Source organism: Psychrobacter sp. TWR1-1-1 (assembly GCF_049895865.1).
In the GTDB taxonomy this organism is placed as follows: domain Bacteria; phylum Pseudomonadota; class Gammaproteobacteria; order Pseudomonadales; family Moraxellaceae; genus Psychrobacter; species Psychrobacter immobilis_A.
On sequence record NZ_JAFCTE010000014.1, the window covers coordinates 1 to 17,794 of the forward strand.

Genomic DNA, 17,794 nt, shown 5'->3' on the forward strand with positions numbered 1-17,794 from the left:
GCGTTTGAAGCCTGCGTTATTTTGTTCGAGTAGCTTATCTATGTTTGGCATGGTTCTTAGCTAGTTGTGAATGTATTAGTTATTGTAAAACCCTCTGCTACTTTTGCAAGAGGTCTAATGAGCGATTTAAATTCAATCAATCTAAATTCAGCAGCATTACTATTAAAACTGTCATTTGAGTGCTCGTCGCCTGTGACTGCGCCAATCACCGCACTTACTTTTGGCTGGCGAATATCTTTATCTAATAATCTCCAGTCGCCGAGCACGTAGCGTTTTTTATCATGAGTCGCGTGATGAATAGCTGGACGATGGGTATGACCATGTAGTATAGCATCACTACCAGCCACTGCTTGTATCACAGCATCTTCATTGACATCCATGATATACGCCGCTTTATTGGCATTATTCTGCTGGCTTTTTTGGCGCATTTTATCGGCGATTGCCAAGCGTTTCTCTAACGATTTATTGAGCAAATACCACTGAGTCAAACGATTACGCATGATTTTGCGAAAAAACTGATACTTTTTATCATCAGTACACAAGGCATCACCGTGCTCTAGACGATAATTTTGCTGACCGACAGTTAAAGTATACGGCTCATAAATAAGCTCGCCACCAAATAGACTGCAGAATGGCTGACCTAACAAAAAATCACGGTTGCCATGCATGACCAAAATCTCACAGCCAGCTACCCGTAGCTTTTTTAACTTAACGATAAGTGGGGTGAGCCAATGACTTTGTCGTTCCTCGTCGGATAAAGACAAATAAAAATCATCACCGAGCCAGACCTCAAACCAATCACCTAAGATAAACAAGCGTTTGAGCGCAGGCAGAGCAAGGCAATCATCAAGCAGCGCCAAAAAAGCCTGCACTAAGGCAGGCTCTTCAGGCGATAAATGCAAATCGCTAATCAATACTTGCCGCACCTCATGAGGGCGGGTGGTAATTAGGTGGTCAAAACTTTGCATTTATCCTTATCCTCGTAATTTTAAACAGCAACGACTCATAAGCTTTTACAGACTCATCGCTACTGAGTAATAACTATTGAAGAATGATTACTGAGAGACAGTTATTTAGTAGCAGTTACTTAGTAATAATAGTCGCTGAGTTGATAACTACTGGCTCTTTTGGCACATCAGCATGCATGCCGAAACGACCAGTAGGTACGCCGCGCATTTTTTCGATGACGTCCATACCGCTTGTTACTTTTCCAAATACGGTGTAGCCCCAACCTTGCATGTTTTTGCCAGAATGGTTTAGGAAATCGTTGTCTTTTACGTTAACGAAAAACTGGCTGGTTGCTGAATGCGGATCTTGCGTACGCGCCATCGCAATCGTACCAGCGTCGTTTTTTAGACCGTTGTCTGCTTCGTTTTCAACTGGTGCATTGGTCGCTTTTTCATTCATTTCAGCGTCCATTCCGCCGCCTTGAATCATAAATCCGTCAATGATGCGATGGAAAATCGTACCGTCATAATGACCAGATTTTACATAGTTTAAAAAGTTTTCAACGGTTTTTGGTGCTTTTTCTTCATTGAGTTCGATAACGATCGCACCCATATTGGTGTCTAGTTCTACTACTGGTGGCATGTCTACCATGTGATATTCCTCTTTGATTGCAACGCCTAAAATGACGCTGTTAAGTGGTGGCTAAAAAGTTGGTGGTTAAAAAGTTATGGCTAGTCTAACGGCTTTTTTATCTCGTGTCATGTATCAGGCTGTTAATGCGTTCGCAAAAGCTGATAGAATAACGCAACTTTAGCTTTTTATTATCATTTTTAATAACTTGTTTTTAATGATTTGGTTTGAATTTTCCATGCTGCGTGATGGCACGTAGCATGAACTGACAATTTGCGTTAGGAGCAATGCCCGATGAGTGAGCACTCAAGCAACAATGCACAAAAAGACGAACAAAAAAACGATTTTATTCGCAATATCATTCGTGATGATGTAAAGGCACAAAAATACCCACAAATCGTGACGCGTTTTCCGCCAGAGCCAAACGGTTACTTGCACTTGGGGCATGTAAAATCTATCTGCTTAAACTTTGGCGTGGCCGAAGAGTTTGGTGGTGTTTGTAACCTACGTTTTGATGACACCAATCCAACCGCAGAAAAGCAAGACTTCATCGACAATATCGAAAATGATGTCAAATGGCTTGGATTTGAGTGGGCAGGAGAGGCGCACCATGCGTCAGGCTACTTTGACCAACTTCATGCTTGGGCGATTCAGCTTATCAAACAAGGCGACGCTTATGTAGATTTGCAATCGCCTGAGCAAATTAAAGAAAACCGAGGCTCATTCAATGAGGCAGGCACGGCGTCACCACATCGTTCTGCCAGTGTTGAAGAAAACTTGACCCTCTTTAATGACATGAAAGAAGGCAAGTTTGCGGAAGGTAAAGCGGTGTTGCGCGCCAAGATTGATATGGCAAGCCCAAACATGAATATGCGTGACCCTGTCATCTATCGCGTCATGCATCAAGCGCATCACCAAACGGGTGATAAATGGTGCATTTATCCGATGTATGATTTTGCCCATCCGCTCTCTGATGCACTCGAAGGCATTACCCATTCATTGTGTACGCTGGAGTTTGAAGATCATCGTCCATTTTATGATTGGGTCATTGACAAAATTGGCTTTGATGTACCACCGCACCAGTATGAATTTAGCCGCTTAAATGTCGATCATACCTTGACCAGCAAGCGTAAGCTTAAACAGTTGGTTGACGAAAATATCGTTAGTGGTTGGGATGATCCGCGTATGCCGACGATCGCTGGCATGCGTCGCCGTGGTTATACACCAGAGGGTTTACGTGATTTCTGTGAGCGTGTTGGTGTAACCAAAGTAGACAGCGTCGTCGACTTTCGCTTATTAGAATTTAGTATTCGCCAATCATTAGAGACGACCACAGGTCGTGGTATGGCGGTACTTAAGCCATTAAAAGTGACCATTACTAACTTTAGCGATGCGGTTAGCAGTTGGGAGTCGCAAAAAGCCGATAGCGTCAATGCACGCTGGGATGAAGACGCACAGACTTTATGGCTGACGCAGCCAAACCATCCAAATGTCGATATGGGCGAGCGTGAGATTCCGTTTACCGAAACCATTTATATTGACCAAGGCGACTATGAGATTGAACCGCCAGCAGGTTATAAGCGTCTATCACCAGAAAAGCCAGAAATTCGTCTGCGTAACACCTATGTGTTGGCAGTGACCGAACATGTACTAGATGACGCAGGTAATGTCGTTGAACTAAAAGCGACGATTGATCCGGCGACTTTGGGTCAAAATCCTGAAGGTCGTAAGGTTAAAGGCGTGATTCATTGGGTATCCGCCAGTCAAGGCGTCCCAGCGACGGTGCGCATGTACGAGCAGCTATTTAGTGTCGAAGACCCGAGTAGCGTTGCTGACGTCCATCAAGCATTAAATCCTGACTCGTTGACTGAACTCAATGCTGTAGTTGAACCGTCATTGGCAAATGCGGATGCTGGCACACGCTTCCAGTTTGAGCGTGAAGGTTACTTTATCTCTGATAGCGAAGACCACAGCACTGATAAACCGATATTCAACCAAATCGTGAGCTTGCGTGACAGCTATAAGCCAGCTTAATGTAACACTATCAGCGGCATTAGCGCTTATTCGAAAAACTACTGAACAATAGTAGTTTGCAAGCTTGCCCATTTCTAGTACGCTAGGGATGGGCTTTTTTGTGCATGATTATAAAGTGATTGATCGTAAGATTTGAGGAAATAATAATGGCAAAATTTTTAAACAGCAGTGGCACGACTTACCATTTAGAAGAATTGATTAAAAATGCGTCTGATAGGTTGATTATCATCAGTCCCTATTTAAAGCTGAATGAGCGTATTAAAGAGCTATTAGAAGATCGTAATCGTCTCAAAATTGATATTAGAATCGTTTATGGCAAGAATGATTTGCACCCAGAAGAAATAAACTGGCTCAAAAACCTGACTTTTATTCGCACCAGCTTTTGCAAAAATTTGCATGCGAAGTGTTATCTGAATGAAAACGAATGCATTATTACCAGTTTGAACCTTTATGAATTTAGCCAAGTCAATAATAATGAAATGGGCGTGCTGATTTAACGTAATGAAGATGCCAAGCTTTATGCCGATACTTATGAGGAGGCACAGCGCATTATTCGTATCAGCGATGAAGTGCGCATGTCGCTTGAAAAAGTGACGGAATCTGATGGTAGGACTGATAATACTGCTACTGCCAGTCATACAATGCCCAGCAATAATGCTAATACAACGGTCGCACCTACTGCTACAGAAGTGGCAACGCCTAATTACTCTAAATTAACGACGGCGAAGCTTGCCAAAGAGCTGGGTTTTAAGACCCAAGAGTTAAATGATAAGTTACTTGCAGCGGGCTATTTACAAGAGCAAGAAGGTGAGCTTACATTAACAGATGCTGGGCGTGCAGCAGGTGGTATCAGTAAAAAAGGTAAATTCGGTGATTTTTGTTTATGGGATTCTGGAATGGTGATTTGATTCATTCGTTAAGTCTATGCTAAGTTACCTAGTAATAAACAGAATAACCGCATTACAATCCTTCATAAGACAGTCATAACCAGTTTGCTAAGATAAAATAGAATTTTTGCTGACGTGCTTTGAGTTATTGTGTAATATCTGACAGGGCACGTTGATAATAAAAAGTACGTTGATAATAATAGAGCACGCGAATATCTTTGGATATTAGTGCTCATCACTAACATAGCTAAGGAATTAAGCATGGCACATTTACGTTTAGGCGATACCGCACCGAATTTTGACGCTGCAACCACAGAGGGTAATATCAATTTCCACGATTGGGCAGGCGATAATTGGGTCGTTTTTTTCTCTCATCCAGCTGATTTTACGCCAGTATGCACGACTGAGCTTGGCCGTGCTGCGGCACTGAATGGCGAATTTCAAAAGCGTGGTGTCAAGCCAATCTGTATCTCTGTTGATGGTATCGATGACCATCATGCGTGGGCAAAAGACATTGGTGAGACGCAAGGTACTGAGCTAAATTTTCCAATCATTGCTGATCCGAACAAAGAAGTCGCTGAGCTATATGACATGATGCATCCAAATGCAGATAGCACGCATACGGTACGCAGTGTCTTCATTATTGATCCAAATAAAAAAATACGCTTAACGCTGACTTATCCTGCGAGCTGTGGTCGTAATTTTGACGAGATTATCCGTGTCATTGATGCTCTGCAACTGTCTGATGAATATAACATTGCGACGCCAGTTGACTGGAAAGATGGTGATGATGTCATCATTCCACCAAGTGTCAAAAACGAAGATATCGCGGCTAAATACCCTAAAGGTTATACAGAAATTAAGCCTTATTTACGTACTACGCCTGCACCCAATAAATAAGTAGTATGATTGGATGAATGCAATGAAGCCTCATGACGTAACGTTGTGGGGCTTTTTGTTGTTGAGTCTCTGATCAAAAAAGCAAGCCTAATAAGGCTTTGCTATGATGAGCAGAGTAGGATATAACTGTTGTATAAAGGATGGTAAGTCTTTATCTATCATCAACAGCGTAACAACCATAATAAAACCAGATAGCGTTGAGTCGCTTTTTGTCTAATCTTACAAGGAATTTGCCATGAAAAAACTATACGTCACCCGTACCGCGCCCAATCCACGTAAAGCCCTTATTTTGTTAGCATCAAAAGGCATCGATGTCGATGATATGGATGACGTTGACGTGATTGACATTGATTTTGCTGCCAATGAGCAAATGTCAGACGAGTTCACCAAAATAAATCCAATGCAGACCGTGCCAGTTCTCATACTAGGTGATGGCACAGTACTCAATGATTCACAGGCTGTATGTGAGTATCTCGACCGTGTCTATGGTGAGCGTTCGGTGATGGGTAATGATGTAATACAACGTGCGCAAGTGTGCGCTATGCGCCGCATTGCTGAGTTTGAGGTATTATATAACTTTATGCTGGCTTTTCAGCACAGCCATCCGTCCAAAGCCCAACGCGTTGAGCAAGTCCCAGAGTTTGTCGCGCCATCTGTTGCACGGGCTGTTAAAGCCCTTGCTTATTTTGAAAATATTTTAGAAGGTCGTGAGTATTTGGTCGGTGAACAATTAAGCTTTGCTGATATCGTCCTATATCTCGGTTTGGATTTTGGTAAAGTCCTGAACGTAAATCCGAATGAGCAGGGCGAAAATCTTGCGCGTTTTTATCAAATGATGAATGAGCGTTTCAGTATTAAAAATATGGCAAAAGCCAAAATTTCTCATACAAACGAGTAAGACTAGCGCGAAAAATTAAAAAGGTGACATCATTGATGGTCTTGAATAATTGATGAAATTTCCAATTATCTGAGACCATTGATTTTTTATGGTACTTTTAAATATTAAAATAGCAGTTACGATGAATCCATAAAAATAAACACTTTGTTACAACCATGGTAATCAACGGCGCTATAGTGGTGAATTGTGACGCTTTAATTAAGTGGATATCATCAGCCCCTTATTGTTAAATATTTAACCTGATTTTTTAAATACTTTGACTTAAAAAAGGGATAACCACAAGGTATGACTGCTATGACCTCATCTGTTAAAAAACGGCCAATTCGATTCACTTTACTACCAAGTTTGTTGGCACTAAGTGTTTTTTTAAGTGCCTGCCAAGATGCCTCTCTGCCCAATGAAAGTGACGTACAAGAAGGCACTCAGACAAGCGCTGATGCAATAAATGGTGATGGCATAGAGATGAACGCTGATGCAGTAACGGATGATACTCAGATGGATAAGATGAGCGATGAAGAGAAAATGATTGCCAATCTTTCACGTTATCGTTGGACATTGCTGTCTGTAATGGACAAAGGCGCACAGCCATTAAACATGCTGACGGATATTAAAGACCAAGTGCGTTTGTCTTTTAATCAATACCAAGGTGAGAATACGTTAAGTTATAGTGTTGGCTGTAATACCATGAGCGCCGGCTACCAATTGCAAGGTCATACTTTGACTATTGAAGAGGGTATGAGTACGAAAATGTCTTGTGGTGAGCTTGATAAGGCTGAAAATAGTTTAAGTCAGCTGATGCAAAGTGAAAGCCAGTTAACATTAATGAAAGCTAACAGTACTAAAGATGGCGACGCTAAAGACAACAACTCTCAGGATGATAGTCTCAAGGGTGATAAGCCCATATTAACCCAAGTCACCAGTGATGGAGCAACGTTGATTTGGGAAGGTAGGCTTACCTCACAAGCCAAGTATAATAGTAAAGGCGAGACCGTATTTTGGGCAGTAAGCTCGAAAATGATACCTTGCACCGATAATGGCTCAGAGATGTGTCTACAAGTGAAACCCATTACCTATGATGACCAAGGTATTAAAACGAGCGAAGGCAAGTGGGCAGTCTTTACGGGTGAAATCGATGGCTATCAGCATGATGGCATGCACGATGAAGTATTACGTCTACAGCGCTACCCATTAGACAGTGACGATAGCAATAGTACAGAAGGTGAAGAATATGCTTATGTGTTGGATGCAGTGATTGAAAGTGCCGTCGCAGAGTAGTCGGTTTAAGCCGTTGCATTTTTATAGTAAAGCGATTTTATAGCAAAACGATAGTGTAAATAACTTAGACAGTTCGAAAAACACGCGCCATTTAGACGCGTGTTTTTTTATGCTTGTTTTATAAGCGTTCTTAACGCAAGTTTCCCAGATCTTCTTCTGTCAAACGCCAACGACCTTTTTTCTTAGACGCACCGCGCCCACGCATGGCACTGTTTAATATTAATTTATTCATGGAATGGCTTGAATGCGCATGACAGATGGCGCAGGCAAGACCATCGGCGGCATCTTGCTGTGGCACGACATCCAAAGATAGTATGCGGCAGACCATCTCTTGCACTTGCTCTTTTGCCGCTGCGCCATAACCGCAAACGGCTTGCTTAATCTGGCGAGCGGTATATTCCGATACTTCTAAATCTAGAGCAACCATGGCGGCAATAGCAGCACCTCGCGCTTGCCCAAGTTTCAACGCTGAGTCAGGGTTTTCTGCCATAAACACTTGCTCAATAGCCGTATAGATAGGCTCATCAGCATATTTCAAATGATGCTGGGTAATACGGGTCAAGCCATTAAAAATTCGCTTTAGACGTTCAGGCATCTCTTTGGTGTCTGTACGAATAGTGCCTGCGTCTATATAGGTGAGCTTATCGCCCGTTTGCTGCACGATGCCATAACCGGTCATGCGCGAACCAGGATCAATTCCAATAATAATTGCCATAATATTCCATCTTGCTTATATTTTATTTTAGGGGCTGTCCTAGATAAGTAAAATAATCTAGGATAGTCATATGAGAAAGAGCAGATTAAGTTGGTACAAACAAACCAGACTCATTGAACTATTTGTTGCAGGTTCTACCGCAAGAACAGCATCAAGCTTAGTGGGTGTTAATACAACAACAGCCAGCTATTACTTTCACAGGCTAAGACTACTGATTTATGAAAATAGTCAGGAACCTGGCCTTCTAGAAGGCGAAATAGAAGTCGATGAGAGCTACTTTGGCGGCGGGCGCGAAGGCAAACGTGGTCGCGGTGCTGGTAACAACGTGCCTGTGTTTGGACTGCTTCAGCGTAATGGTAGCGTCTACGCATGTATTATCCCTAATACCAGAGCCGATACCTTAATCCTTATTATAAGAGAGAAAGTAAAGCCTGATAGTATTGTTTACACTGACTCCTTTAGAAGTTACAACGCCCTTGATGTCAGTGAGTTTACCCATTACCGTATCAATCATTCAAAAGAGTTTGTACAAGACATAAACCATATCAACGGAATAGAGAACTTTTGGAGCCAAGCCAAGCGACATATGCGTAAATATAATGGCATCCCAAAAGAGCATTTCCATCTGTTTTTAAAGAAATGTGAGTGGCGTTTTAACTACAGTGATCCAAAACGTCAATTACACCAGCTAAAACAATGGGTTAAACAGGAACTGAACTAGTTATCTAGGACAGCCCCTTATTTTATATTCAATACTATATAAATTGGATACGGTGTCAGACTCGCTCAGCCTACTACTCGTAGTACTTTTACTCATCTTCCTTGTATCCAAATTATATTGTACCGACTATATGGCTTAAAAATCAGCCTTAAGTTTGATAGTATAGCAATCAATCCCCATATACATCATATGTTAGCCATCTTAATTTGCATGGCGCTCAATTTATTGGTTTTTATTTTATAGGACGACACTTTATGGGTCAGATAGTTGGTATTGCCATTGTTTGGTTTATTATCGAAATGCTACTTTGGTATTTGCTTGCTCAGTTTATGAGTGGTTGGTGGGTATTTATGTGGTTTATTATCGCCGCAGTCATTGGTATCTCCCTCTTGCGTAAAGGGATGGCTGCCCTCAATCCAATGGCACAGCAGATGAAAGCAGGTGGCATGATGAATCCATCAATGCGTCCGCAAGAATCAACCATGATGAAAAGTGTGGCCATGGCAGCGGCTGGTATTTTGCTACTCATTCCAGGTGTGCTGAGCGATTTGCTCGCATTATTGGTGATATTGCCACCCGTGCAAAAGAAGCTCAAAGACTTTGCTAATAATTATGTCATGAATAATCAGCAAAAAATGATGGAAATGATGGCGAAGCAAATGGGTGGACAGATGGGCGGTGGACAAAATCCGTTTGGTGGCATGGGCGGTCAAAACCCATTCGGTGGCGCAGGTGGTATGAATAATCAAAATCCGTTCGGTGATGGGTTTAAACAGCATACAACGATTGATGGGACAGCAAAAACCATTCCCAAGGATGTGAAAAAAATCACCAAATCTGCTAATGACGAATAGTTAAATTAATAGGCAAGCATAAGAAAAGCCCCTTTCATCAATGATAAAAGGGGCTTTTTAATGGCTACTACTAAGTCTTTATGAAATGGTAGATTATAAGTAAACCTACCAAATATAAATAAAATAATAATTAACTGAATAGAACAACCGAAGTGCCGCTGTAAGATGGTGACCCATGAACCGTGAAGTTCAGGGCGGATGCGTCACTGCCTCTGCAGGTTTCCTGATACACCGCAAGCGGTGCAGGCATACACAATGAAGCAATAGGTACCACATCCTGGTAAAGCATTATCGGCTCAGGGAATAAACATCTACTAGCCAACACTTCAGAATATAATTATATTAACGAATGGTTTGAATGATTGCAAGTATGATTTACAGATTGATACGTAGATTTAGAGAGTGGCATTATTGCTATTAAGTTTTAACTGCCTTTTCTACTGTATAAATGTGCCTTAAATAAGTATGCTTTGAACGCTTAAGAGTGGGCGTAAAATGACGATTTTTCAGCTATTTTAAGATGTGTGTTAATATAGAGGGCTTTAAACATCCTAATATAGCATTATAGGCGTTCATTCACTTGAGGAGCGGTAATCCATGACCAATACCCAGCAACAATCAGCATTTATCGATGATAATCAGGCTCAGCTCAATAGTAAGCAGGATGGCGATCAAAATAAAAAAGTGCCGCATGTCTTAATGATATTAGATGGTTTTGGGCATCGTGAAGACGATAAGGATAATGCGATTGCTGCCGCCAATATGCCAAATCTGGATAGGATTTATCAGCAATATCCGCATGGATTGATATCTGCTTCTGGAGAAGATGTTGGTTTGCCAGATGGGCAGTTTGGCAATTCAGAAGTTGGGCACATGAACTTAGGTGCGGGTCGCGTTCTGTATCAAGATTCGACTCGTATCTCAAGTGAAGTAGCCAATCGTGAGTTTTATAAAAACGAAGCCTTAGTCAAGGCGGTTAAAGCCGCGAACGAGTTGGGTGGTAACGTCCATATCATGGGTTTGCTGTCAGATGGTGGTGTACATTCGCATCAAGATCACATCGAAGCAATGTGCCACTCGGCGTTAGTGCACGGCGCCAAAAATGTCTTTGTACATTGTTTTTTAGACGGACGCGACACCCCACCTAAATCAGCAGATAAGTATATTAATCGTCTGCGGGATCATATCAATAAGCTTAATGCTCATTATGAAGGCGGCCGCGTACAGATTGCCAGTATCATTGGGCGCTATTATGCAATGGATCGTGACAATCGCTGGGATCGCGTGCAAAAAGCCTATGAGCTTATCACTGAAGGTAAAGCCGATCGTCTGTCTACGCGTGCAGATGGCGCAGTACAAGCTGCTTATAAGGCACGCGAAACCGATGAATTTATTAACCCGACCGTAGTCATTGGCCGTGATGAAGTGCCTTATACCGTTGATGACAATGACGCGCTTATTTTTATGAACTTCCGTGCTGACCGTGCCCGTGAGCTGGCGCAAGCTTTTGTCTTGCCAGATCATGAGTTTTCAGGGTTTGCCCGCAATAAGCAGCCAAAACTTGCGGCATTTGTGATGCTGACCAAATATTCTGACGTTTTAGCAGACAATCCCAAAACTAGCGTTGCTTATTATCCCACGTCGTTGACCAATACACTTGGCGAATATTTGCAAGACAATGGTAAAACTCAGCTGCGTATCGCTGAAACCGAAAAATACGCGCATGTGACGTTTTTCTTTAGCGGTGGTCGTGAAGAAGAGTATGAGGGCGAGACACGTATTCTCGTACCCTCTCCAGATGTGGCGACTTATGATCTGAAACCAGAGATGAGTGCGCCTGAAGTGACCGATAAATTAGTGGCTGCCATTGAATCAGGCAAATATGACGTGTTAATTGTCAACTATGCCAATGGTGATATGGTAGGTCATACGGGAATTTTTGATGCGGCTGTAAAAGCAGTAGAGGCACTAGATGTCTGTGTTGGCCGTATTGAGTCAGCGGTACGCGCTGCTGGCGGTGATATGCTTATCACGGCAGATCATGGCAACTGTGAGCAGATGCAAGATTACGAAAGCGGTCAAGTACATACTCAACATACCACTGAGCATGTACCGCTCATTTACGTGGGTGAAAAAAACTTACAAGTACGTAGTCGTGGTAAGTTGAGCGATGTCGCACCGACTATTTTGGCGCTGATGGATATTGAGCAGCCTGCTGAAATGACGGGCGAAAGCTTACTGGTTCCAGCGTTGTAAGTCAGGCACTTAATACTATTATATTGACAACTTACTAGTGTTGTTAGAAGTAATAGAAAGGAGGAGAGATATTGATTGTCTCTCCTTTTTTTGATCTGTTTTTTAAGAGATATTTGACTGACTTTATTTATCTTTAAATGTTTGGATAGTGAGAAAAATAAGGGCCAGCATGATATTTCGCCTGCTAAACAAACTTGACACCGCTACTCATCATTTGATGAAATCATATCAGTTATCGTAAATGTTACTTGCAATACTCTCCTAGTCTTAGACTGGCTCTTGGTGCTATCTTATGAGATAAATATTCATCCATATATCTATAAAAATAATTCTATTATTAAACGAGTTCTCTTATGCGTTCTATTTATTTTATGCGCTTACCAGTGACGAAGCGATTGGGCAAACAAGCAATGAAGGTATTCACTGCGCCGACTATGTTTAAACCTGCATTGATGATAGGTCTGCTTGGGCTCAGCACTGCTAGTATGTACGCACAAGCAGCGAGGTCACCAGCTAATGCGACCATCAATAATCCCACCGCCAGTCTACAACTGATTAGCTTAAATAACGATGAGATAGCCATAGAAGATGACACTAATAATTTATCAGATGTCGCTGATATGCTTGAGTCGGCCGACCAAGTTGACGATTCGATAGACAGTGTCGCAGATGAGAGTGCCTTGACCGATGACACGAATGAGATCGATGTCAGTATTCCACCTGAGGTTGCGCAAGTATCATTGAATGCCATTTCTCCAGAAACGCTCAAGACGTTTGTTGCGGTAGTGGATTTGGTACGCCGTGAATATGTAGATGCGGTCAATGATGAAGAGCTGTTCAATAATGCGTTGAGTGGTATGTTGACTAAGCTAGATAGTCATGCTGAATTTTTAGATGCTGAGGCTTATGAAAACTTGCGTGCCTTTACCGAAGGTGATGTGGGTGACGTCGGTATTAAAGTCAATTATCAGCCTACAGATGGCTACTGGGTGATTACAGAGGTTATTGATGCATCGCCTGCAGATAAAAAGGGCATTGCAGTTGGCGATTATTTACATCAAGTCGGTGATTTCAAGCTTGATGAAGATAAAGAAAGTAACGATATCGAGCAACTTTTGACAGGGATTGCGGGTACGCAAGTAGATGTTGTCACCTCAAAAGCTGGTCGCCGCAAACATACCACGACCTTGCAGCGTAATAACAGCCACCCTCAAACGGTCGAGGCAAGTCTCATTGACGGTATCGCTGTTATCAAGTTACCTGCCTTTCAAAATAATAGCCGTGAAAAACTATTGGAAGGCTTGATAGATCTAGACGCACCTATTACAGGTATCTTGCTAGATATGCGTGATAATCCAGGTGGGGTGCTAACGTCGGCGGTGAGTGTAGCCAGTTTGTTTATGAGCGACACTGATGTGGTACAAGTAAAGGGTCGTCAAAGTGATACGCGTACGCTATCCACTCAAGGTCTGGCGATACTTGAGTCGTTGCCAGTGGTGGTGCTGCAAAATCGCTATTCTGCGTCAGCGGCAGAGGTGCTGGCCAGTAGCTTACAAGCACAAAAACGTGCCACAATCGTTGGTGAAATTAGCTATGGTAAAGGGTCTGTACAGTCGGTCATCCCACTGAATGATGAGCAGGCTGTCAAACTCACCGTCGCTAACTATATGACAGCGTCAGGCAATAAGATCGATGGAATCGGGGTAGAGCCTGATATGACCTTGTCAGGAAGTGAAAGTACATGGGAGCAGCAAGCGCTTGCTTTACTAAAAACAAAAGCACTTGATTCGGGTATTCGTTTTGTCCGAAAACCTGCCAAAGTTGATCAAGCGGTGGCAGGCAATAGGGTTCAGTAAGGCTCACTTAAAGACAGGCTATCACGATGTATTAACGTTAAAATATCATTTGTCATTATTCAAAAATGGCGAATGCTATGGCTCAAATTGATCCTCAGCTATCTCTAGTTTTTTCATGCGATAGCGTAACGAGCGAAAAGTGGTGCCTAATAGTTCAGCTGCTTGCGTTTTATTCCAAGCCGTTTGTTTTAGCGCGGTAATAATCAACTGTTTTTCTTGTTCTTGTAGGTAGTGTTCTAACCCTTGAGAGGGTAACTGACCATCCTCTAATTTGCTTAGAATTGCTTTTTCATCACTTCCTTGCAGAATAGATCGATGGGTGACAGATTCTTCATGATTATGACGGGCCGTATGGTTTGGGTTTTCTGCATGATGGCTTTCTGAACGCTGTATCATAGAAGGGTAGTGCTGAGCGTTAGTACGATAAGGGTGCAAGTTGGTCGTCACTTGCTTGACCTGTGGCGCTATTGTCTCATCCATAGATTGAATGACTTTTTCTCTATTTTCTATCGATTGAGCGATCATTTGGTTGTTTGTTTGACGCTCAGAATGTTGAGTATTATTGACAACCGCTGGCTCACTCTTCTGATCTTGAGAGACTGTGCGGTGATGGGTTATATCAATATCAGGCAAACCCAAGTGGCTGATGTCAATGTGCGGTGTCTCTGCTAGGGTTACTGCACGTTCAAGGACGTTACGAAGTTCACGAACGTTGCCCGCAAAGTTATGATCTTGCAAACGTTCGCATGCCTCAATGGTGAGTATCGGTGGATTCTCTAACTGCCATTCATCAGCAATTAATGCTAAAAAGTGCTTGGCTAATACAGGGATATCATCACGACGTGCATTGAGCGTCGGCAGTTTTAACTCAATCACATTGATACGGTAGTACAAATCTTGTCGAAACGCACCGTCTTGTACCAATTGGTTTAAGTTTTTGTGGGTGGCGGACAAGATACGAATATCTACGGGAACCTCTTTGGTATCACCAATGGCTCTCACCGTTTTTTCTTGAATGGCGCGCAGTAGTTTTACCTGCATGGCTAGAGGCAAGTCTGCCACTTCGTCTAAAAATAACGTGCCGCCATTTGCTTGCTGAAACAGCCCTTGTTTGTCAGCGACAGCTCCTGTAAAGCTGCCTTTTTTATGACCAAAGAACTCTGACTCCATTAGCTCTGATGGTATTGCGCCACAGTTTACTGGTACAAAGCTACCATCACGGCGTGGACTTAAATCATGAATCAATCGGGCAACCACTTCTTTACCAGTACCCGAAGCGCCTGACAAAAATACAGGTGCTTGTGAGCGTGCCAATTTTAAAATAGTGTTTTTCAGTGGGTGCATCACTGCAGAATCACCAATGAGTCTACTGTCCAGCAGTTTTTGTTCAGGTGAGCATTCGGCAGTGGCTTTTGCTTCATTGTCTTGATGAATAACTTTTAAAGCATTTTCCACCAGTTGACGTAGGCGCGGTAACTCAAGAGGTTTATTCACAAAGTCAAAAGCACCAAGTTTCAATGCCTCAATGGCGAGATCCATACTGCCGTGAGCAGTAATCACGGCAATGGGCGTACTAGAGCTATTACTGATTTCTTTTACCAACTCTAGTCCTGACCCATCAGGCAGCTTTAAATCGGTCAGGCAAAAATCGTAATCATTGTCTTGCCAGTATGATCTTGCTTGTGACAGAGTATATGCTACATCACTTTTAATGCCCATTTTGGTCAAAGTAATTTGCATCAATCGGCACAGATCCACTTCGTCATCAACGACTAGCGCGGTTGTTGTCATACATCATCTCATCGTATTCAATAGCTATAAAATGGTAAAAACCAAGAGGCCTTAATGGCAAAGTATTCTATGTAATGTTAATACGTTGGTAACGTTAATGTTTATAAAATACTGGTATTAACATTATGTTCAGTTTTATTTACATGAGTATCAGCACCAATAGCAGGTGCTATCAAGCGAAAACAGGTTTTCTCATGTTCAGGAATATAAAGCAAGCGAGTTTGGTTGGCCTCACAAAAAGCTTGTGATAAATACAGTCCTAAGCCTGTCCCTGCTTGGTCTGTCGTAAAAAAAGGATTAAATAAATGTTCTAAGTCTTTGGTGCTAACCCCATGACCAGCATCCAAGATATCAATTATAACATCGTTATCCGCACAATAAATCTCGATTTCCACATAGGCATGAGGGTGGGCGTAGCTACTGTAGCGCAAGCCATTGTTAATCAAATTGATTAAGACTTGTTCTAGTTGATGCGTGTCGAATGATATGGTCGGTTGTGTTTTTACGTGTAGAAAAACATCGTGTCCTTGAAAGTAGTTCTCTAAAAATGTTGGCATCCAGTCTGCCAATATAATCGCCTGCTGGTTTGCGGTTTGCTGGCGAGACAATTTTAGTACATCTTCGATAATACGATTCACACGTTTTGTTTGTGAAAATATCATTTGATAAAGCTCATGATTCGCTGCCATATCGTCATTTGAGATATTCGTCGTTATCGTATTATCTGCTGTATCGACCTCTACACTGGCTTCTAGAATATCTTCCATTAATAATTGGCTGGCTTGTGATATCGCTGCCAAAGGATTCCTTACTTCATGGGCGATGCTCGCCGTCAATTGCCCTAAAGAAGCCAGCTTCAATTGTTGGGCACTGGCTTGCTCGCGGCGTAAGTCCTCTAACATTATCAGTTTACTGTCATCTTTTAATGGAATAATTTGTACGCGCAGTTTACCGAATATGGAAGCGTTTGCGACTGCAGGCAAATCATAAATAAAGGTGCGTGATTGGCCTGCCGCTACTGACAAACAGGCTTTAAATAGCTGCGTATGTTGTTGACCAAGCTGCTGCTGAAAGTTAGATAAGAGTGCACTGCGAGTATTGTTTCGAGTATCTTTTGTATCAATAGAGGTGTTATGCAATGATGCGGAAGGGGTGGGCGAAAGGCTGAGTAATTGGTGAGCGGCAAGGTTTGCTAAAACGATATGCTTTTTATCGATGACGATGACACCATTGACCATTTGCGTGATGACTTCTTGGTTGATGACGTTTAATCGTTCAACTTCTTTAGCGTGACTCGCTGCTACTTTTTCAAGTTGTACCAAACGCTGTGAGATGGACCAGCTCAAACCACCAACCGCCAAAAAGCTGGCTGACATGAGCAATGCATCCCCTAAATTTGCTAAGCTCATACTATTGGCAATGGCATAAAAGAATTGCTGATAAATGACAAAAATAATAGCGAGTAGGGTAATAATTAAGGCTTGCGAGCCGTGTAGCAACATAAAACTCGCTGCGACCACCACCATATATAGCATGGTCAACTGTAAATCAGGCGCACCCGCTGTATATAGCAATAAGCTTAATATAATGACGTCTAATACTAAACCAAAGGCTAACTGCCGCCGCATTTGCTGATTAACGACATAAAACAAGCCAAGTAAAATAAGGCTAAGCAGGAAATAAAAGCTAAGCGTTGTTTGTTGTAAAAAGCTTGGTAGAGAGAGGCTGTTGTCAGAGTGAGCGGTGATATACACCATCAGTAGAGAAAACAGACTAACAGCAAAGCGGTAACTGCTATAAATAAGCCCTAACCTGCGCAATTGAGGTAGAGATAGCGTGTCATCACGATGCAAATAGTGAGTAACAGCAGAGACGATATTAGTAGCAGGCTTCATAGATTGACCGCAATAAGGGAACAGTTGCTAGGGTGTATCTTCATTTTAAAATAGAGATAAAATGAGATAAATTACAATCAAACAAGGAAAATATCGTCATTAATATCAGGATATTTGACGATACTTGATAAAAT

13 protein-coding genes, 1 other RNA gene and 1 pseudogene are annotated in these 17,794 nt (G+C 42.2%); 9 read left to right on the forward strand and 6 right to left on the reverse strand.

The genetic code is table 11. The annotated features are described in order from the left end of the window. Positions 1 to 56: 56 nt before the first annotated feature. Both ACP69U_RS11700 and ACP69U_RS11705 read right to left on the reverse strand, forming a co-directional pair. Complete coding sequence (locus tag ACP69U_RS11700) at positions 57 to 968, reverse strand: UDP-2,3-diacylglucosamine diphosphatase (protein WP_426138611.1); 912 nt, start codon at positions 966 to 968, stop codon at positions 57 to 59. A 115-nt stretch (positions 969 to 1,083) separates the two neighbouring features. Continuing rightward, positions 1,084 to 1,599, reverse strand: coding sequence for a peptidylprolyl isomerase (locus ACP69U_RS11705; protein ID WP_045446977.1), 516 nt, complete (start codon positions 1,597 to 1,599; stop codon positions 1,084 to 1,086). A gap of 273 nt (positions 1,600 to 1,872) precedes the next feature. On the opposite strand from ACP69U_RS11705, the gene ACP69U_RS11710 reads away from it, so the two are divergent. The 5 genes and pseudogenes from ACP69U_RS11710 to ACP69U_RS11730 all read left to right on the forward strand — a co-directional run bounded on the left by ACP69U_RS11710 (position 1,873) and on the right by ACP69U_RS11730 (position 7,572). Further along, positions 1,873 to 3,612: a glutamine--tRNA ligase/YqeY domain fusion protein gene (locus tag ACP69U_RS11710; protein ID WP_314884855.1), complete on the forward strand. Its 1,740-nt coding sequence runs from the start codon at positions 1,873 to 1,875 to the stop codon at positions 3,610 to 3,612. Positions 3,613 to 3,758: 146 nt separating this feature from the next. Beyond that, positions 3,759 to 4,520: pseudogene (locus ACP69U_RS11715) on the forward strand (phospholipase D family protein). Between the two features lie 240 nt (positions 4,521 to 4,760). Beyond that, positions 4,761 to 5,399: a peroxiredoxin gene (locus tag ACP69U_RS11720; RefSeq protein WP_060491528.1), complete on the forward strand. Its 639-nt coding sequence runs from the start codon at positions 4,761 to 4,763 to the stop codon at positions 5,397 to 5,399. Positions 5,400 to 5,634: 235 nt separating this feature from the next. After that, positions 5,635 to 6,297 (forward strand): glutathione S-transferase family protein, encoded by a 663-nt coding sequence (locus tag ACP69U_RS11725; RefSeq protein WP_314884854.1) that lies wholly within the window; start codon positions 5,635 to 5,637, stop codon positions 6,295 to 6,297. 294 nt (positions 6,298 to 6,591) lie between these two features. After that, on the forward strand, positions 6,592 to 7,572 hold the full coding sequence (locus ACP69U_RS11730) for an META domain-containing protein (protein ID WP_426138612.1): 981 nt from the start codon (positions 6,592 to 6,594) through the stop codon (positions 7,570 to 7,572). Positions 7,573 to 7,702: 130 nt separating this feature from the next. Here the strand turns inward: ACP69U_RS11730 and ruvC are convergent, their stop codons facing one another. Then, complete coding sequence (gene ruvC / locus ACP69U_RS11735; RefSeq protein WP_045446965.1) at positions 7,703 to 8,287, reverse strand: crossover junction endodeoxyribonuclease RuvC; 585 nt, start codon at positions 8,285 to 8,287, stop codon at positions 7,703 to 7,705. A 70-nt stretch (positions 8,288 to 8,357) separates the two neighbouring features. Here ruvC and ACP69U_RS11740 point away from each other — a divergent pair, with 70 nt between their 5' ends. Further along, a complete protein-coding gene (locus ACP69U_RS11740; protein ID WP_314884847.1) occupies positions 8,358 to 9,008 on the forward strand; it encodes an IS1595 family transposase in 651 nt (216 codons plus the stop codon). 254 nt (positions 9,009 to 9,262) lie between these two features. Beyond that, complete coding sequence (locus tag ACP69U_RS11745; RefSeq protein WP_314884845.1) at positions 9,263 to 9,862, forward strand: FxsA family protein; 600 nt, start codon at positions 9,263 to 9,265, stop codon at positions 9,860 to 9,862. A gap of 140 nt (positions 9,863 to 10,002) precedes the next feature. On the opposite strand, the gene ssrS is transcribed toward ACP69U_RS11745, so the two are convergent. Continuing rightward, positions 10,003 to 10,198: non-coding RNA, 6S RNA (gene ssrS, locus ACP69U_RS11750), on the reverse strand. A 261-nt stretch (positions 10,199 to 10,459) separates the two neighbouring features. On the opposite strand from ssrS, the gene gpmI reads away from it, so the two are divergent. Together gpmI and ACP69U_RS11760 are read left to right on the forward strand one after the other, a co-directional pair. Continuing rightward, a complete protein-coding gene (gene gpmI / locus ACP69U_RS11755) occupies positions 10,460 to 12,118 on the forward strand; it encodes a 2,3-bisphosphoglycerate-independent phosphoglycerate mutase (protein ID WP_314884844.1) in 1,659 nt (552 codons plus the stop codon). Between the two features lie 353 nt (positions 12,119 to 12,471). Further along, complete coding sequence (locus ACP69U_RS11760; protein ID WP_314884842.1) at positions 12,472 to 13,974, forward strand: S41 family peptidase; 1,503 nt, start codon at positions 12,472 to 12,474, stop codon at positions 13,972 to 13,974. Positions 13,975 to 14,049: 75 nt separating this feature from the next. Here the strand turns inward: ACP69U_RS11760 and ACP69U_RS11765 are convergent, their stop codons facing one another. Both ACP69U_RS11765 and ACP69U_RS11770 read right to left on the reverse strand, forming a co-directional pair. Next, positions 14,050 to 15,765, reverse strand: a complete 1,716-nt coding sequence (locus ACP69U_RS11765) for a sigma-54-dependent transcriptional regulator (RefSeq protein WP_087815497.1) — start codon at positions 15,763 to 15,765, stop codon at positions 14,050 to 14,052. Between the two features lie 101 nt (positions 15,766 to 15,866). Next, positions 15,867 to 17,660: a sensor histidine kinase gene (locus ACP69U_RS11770; protein ID WP_314884840.1), complete on the reverse strand. Its 1,794-nt coding sequence runs from the start codon at positions 17,658 to 17,660 to the stop codon at positions 15,867 to 15,869. Between the last annotated feature and the right edge of the window lie 134 nt (positions 17,661 to 17,794).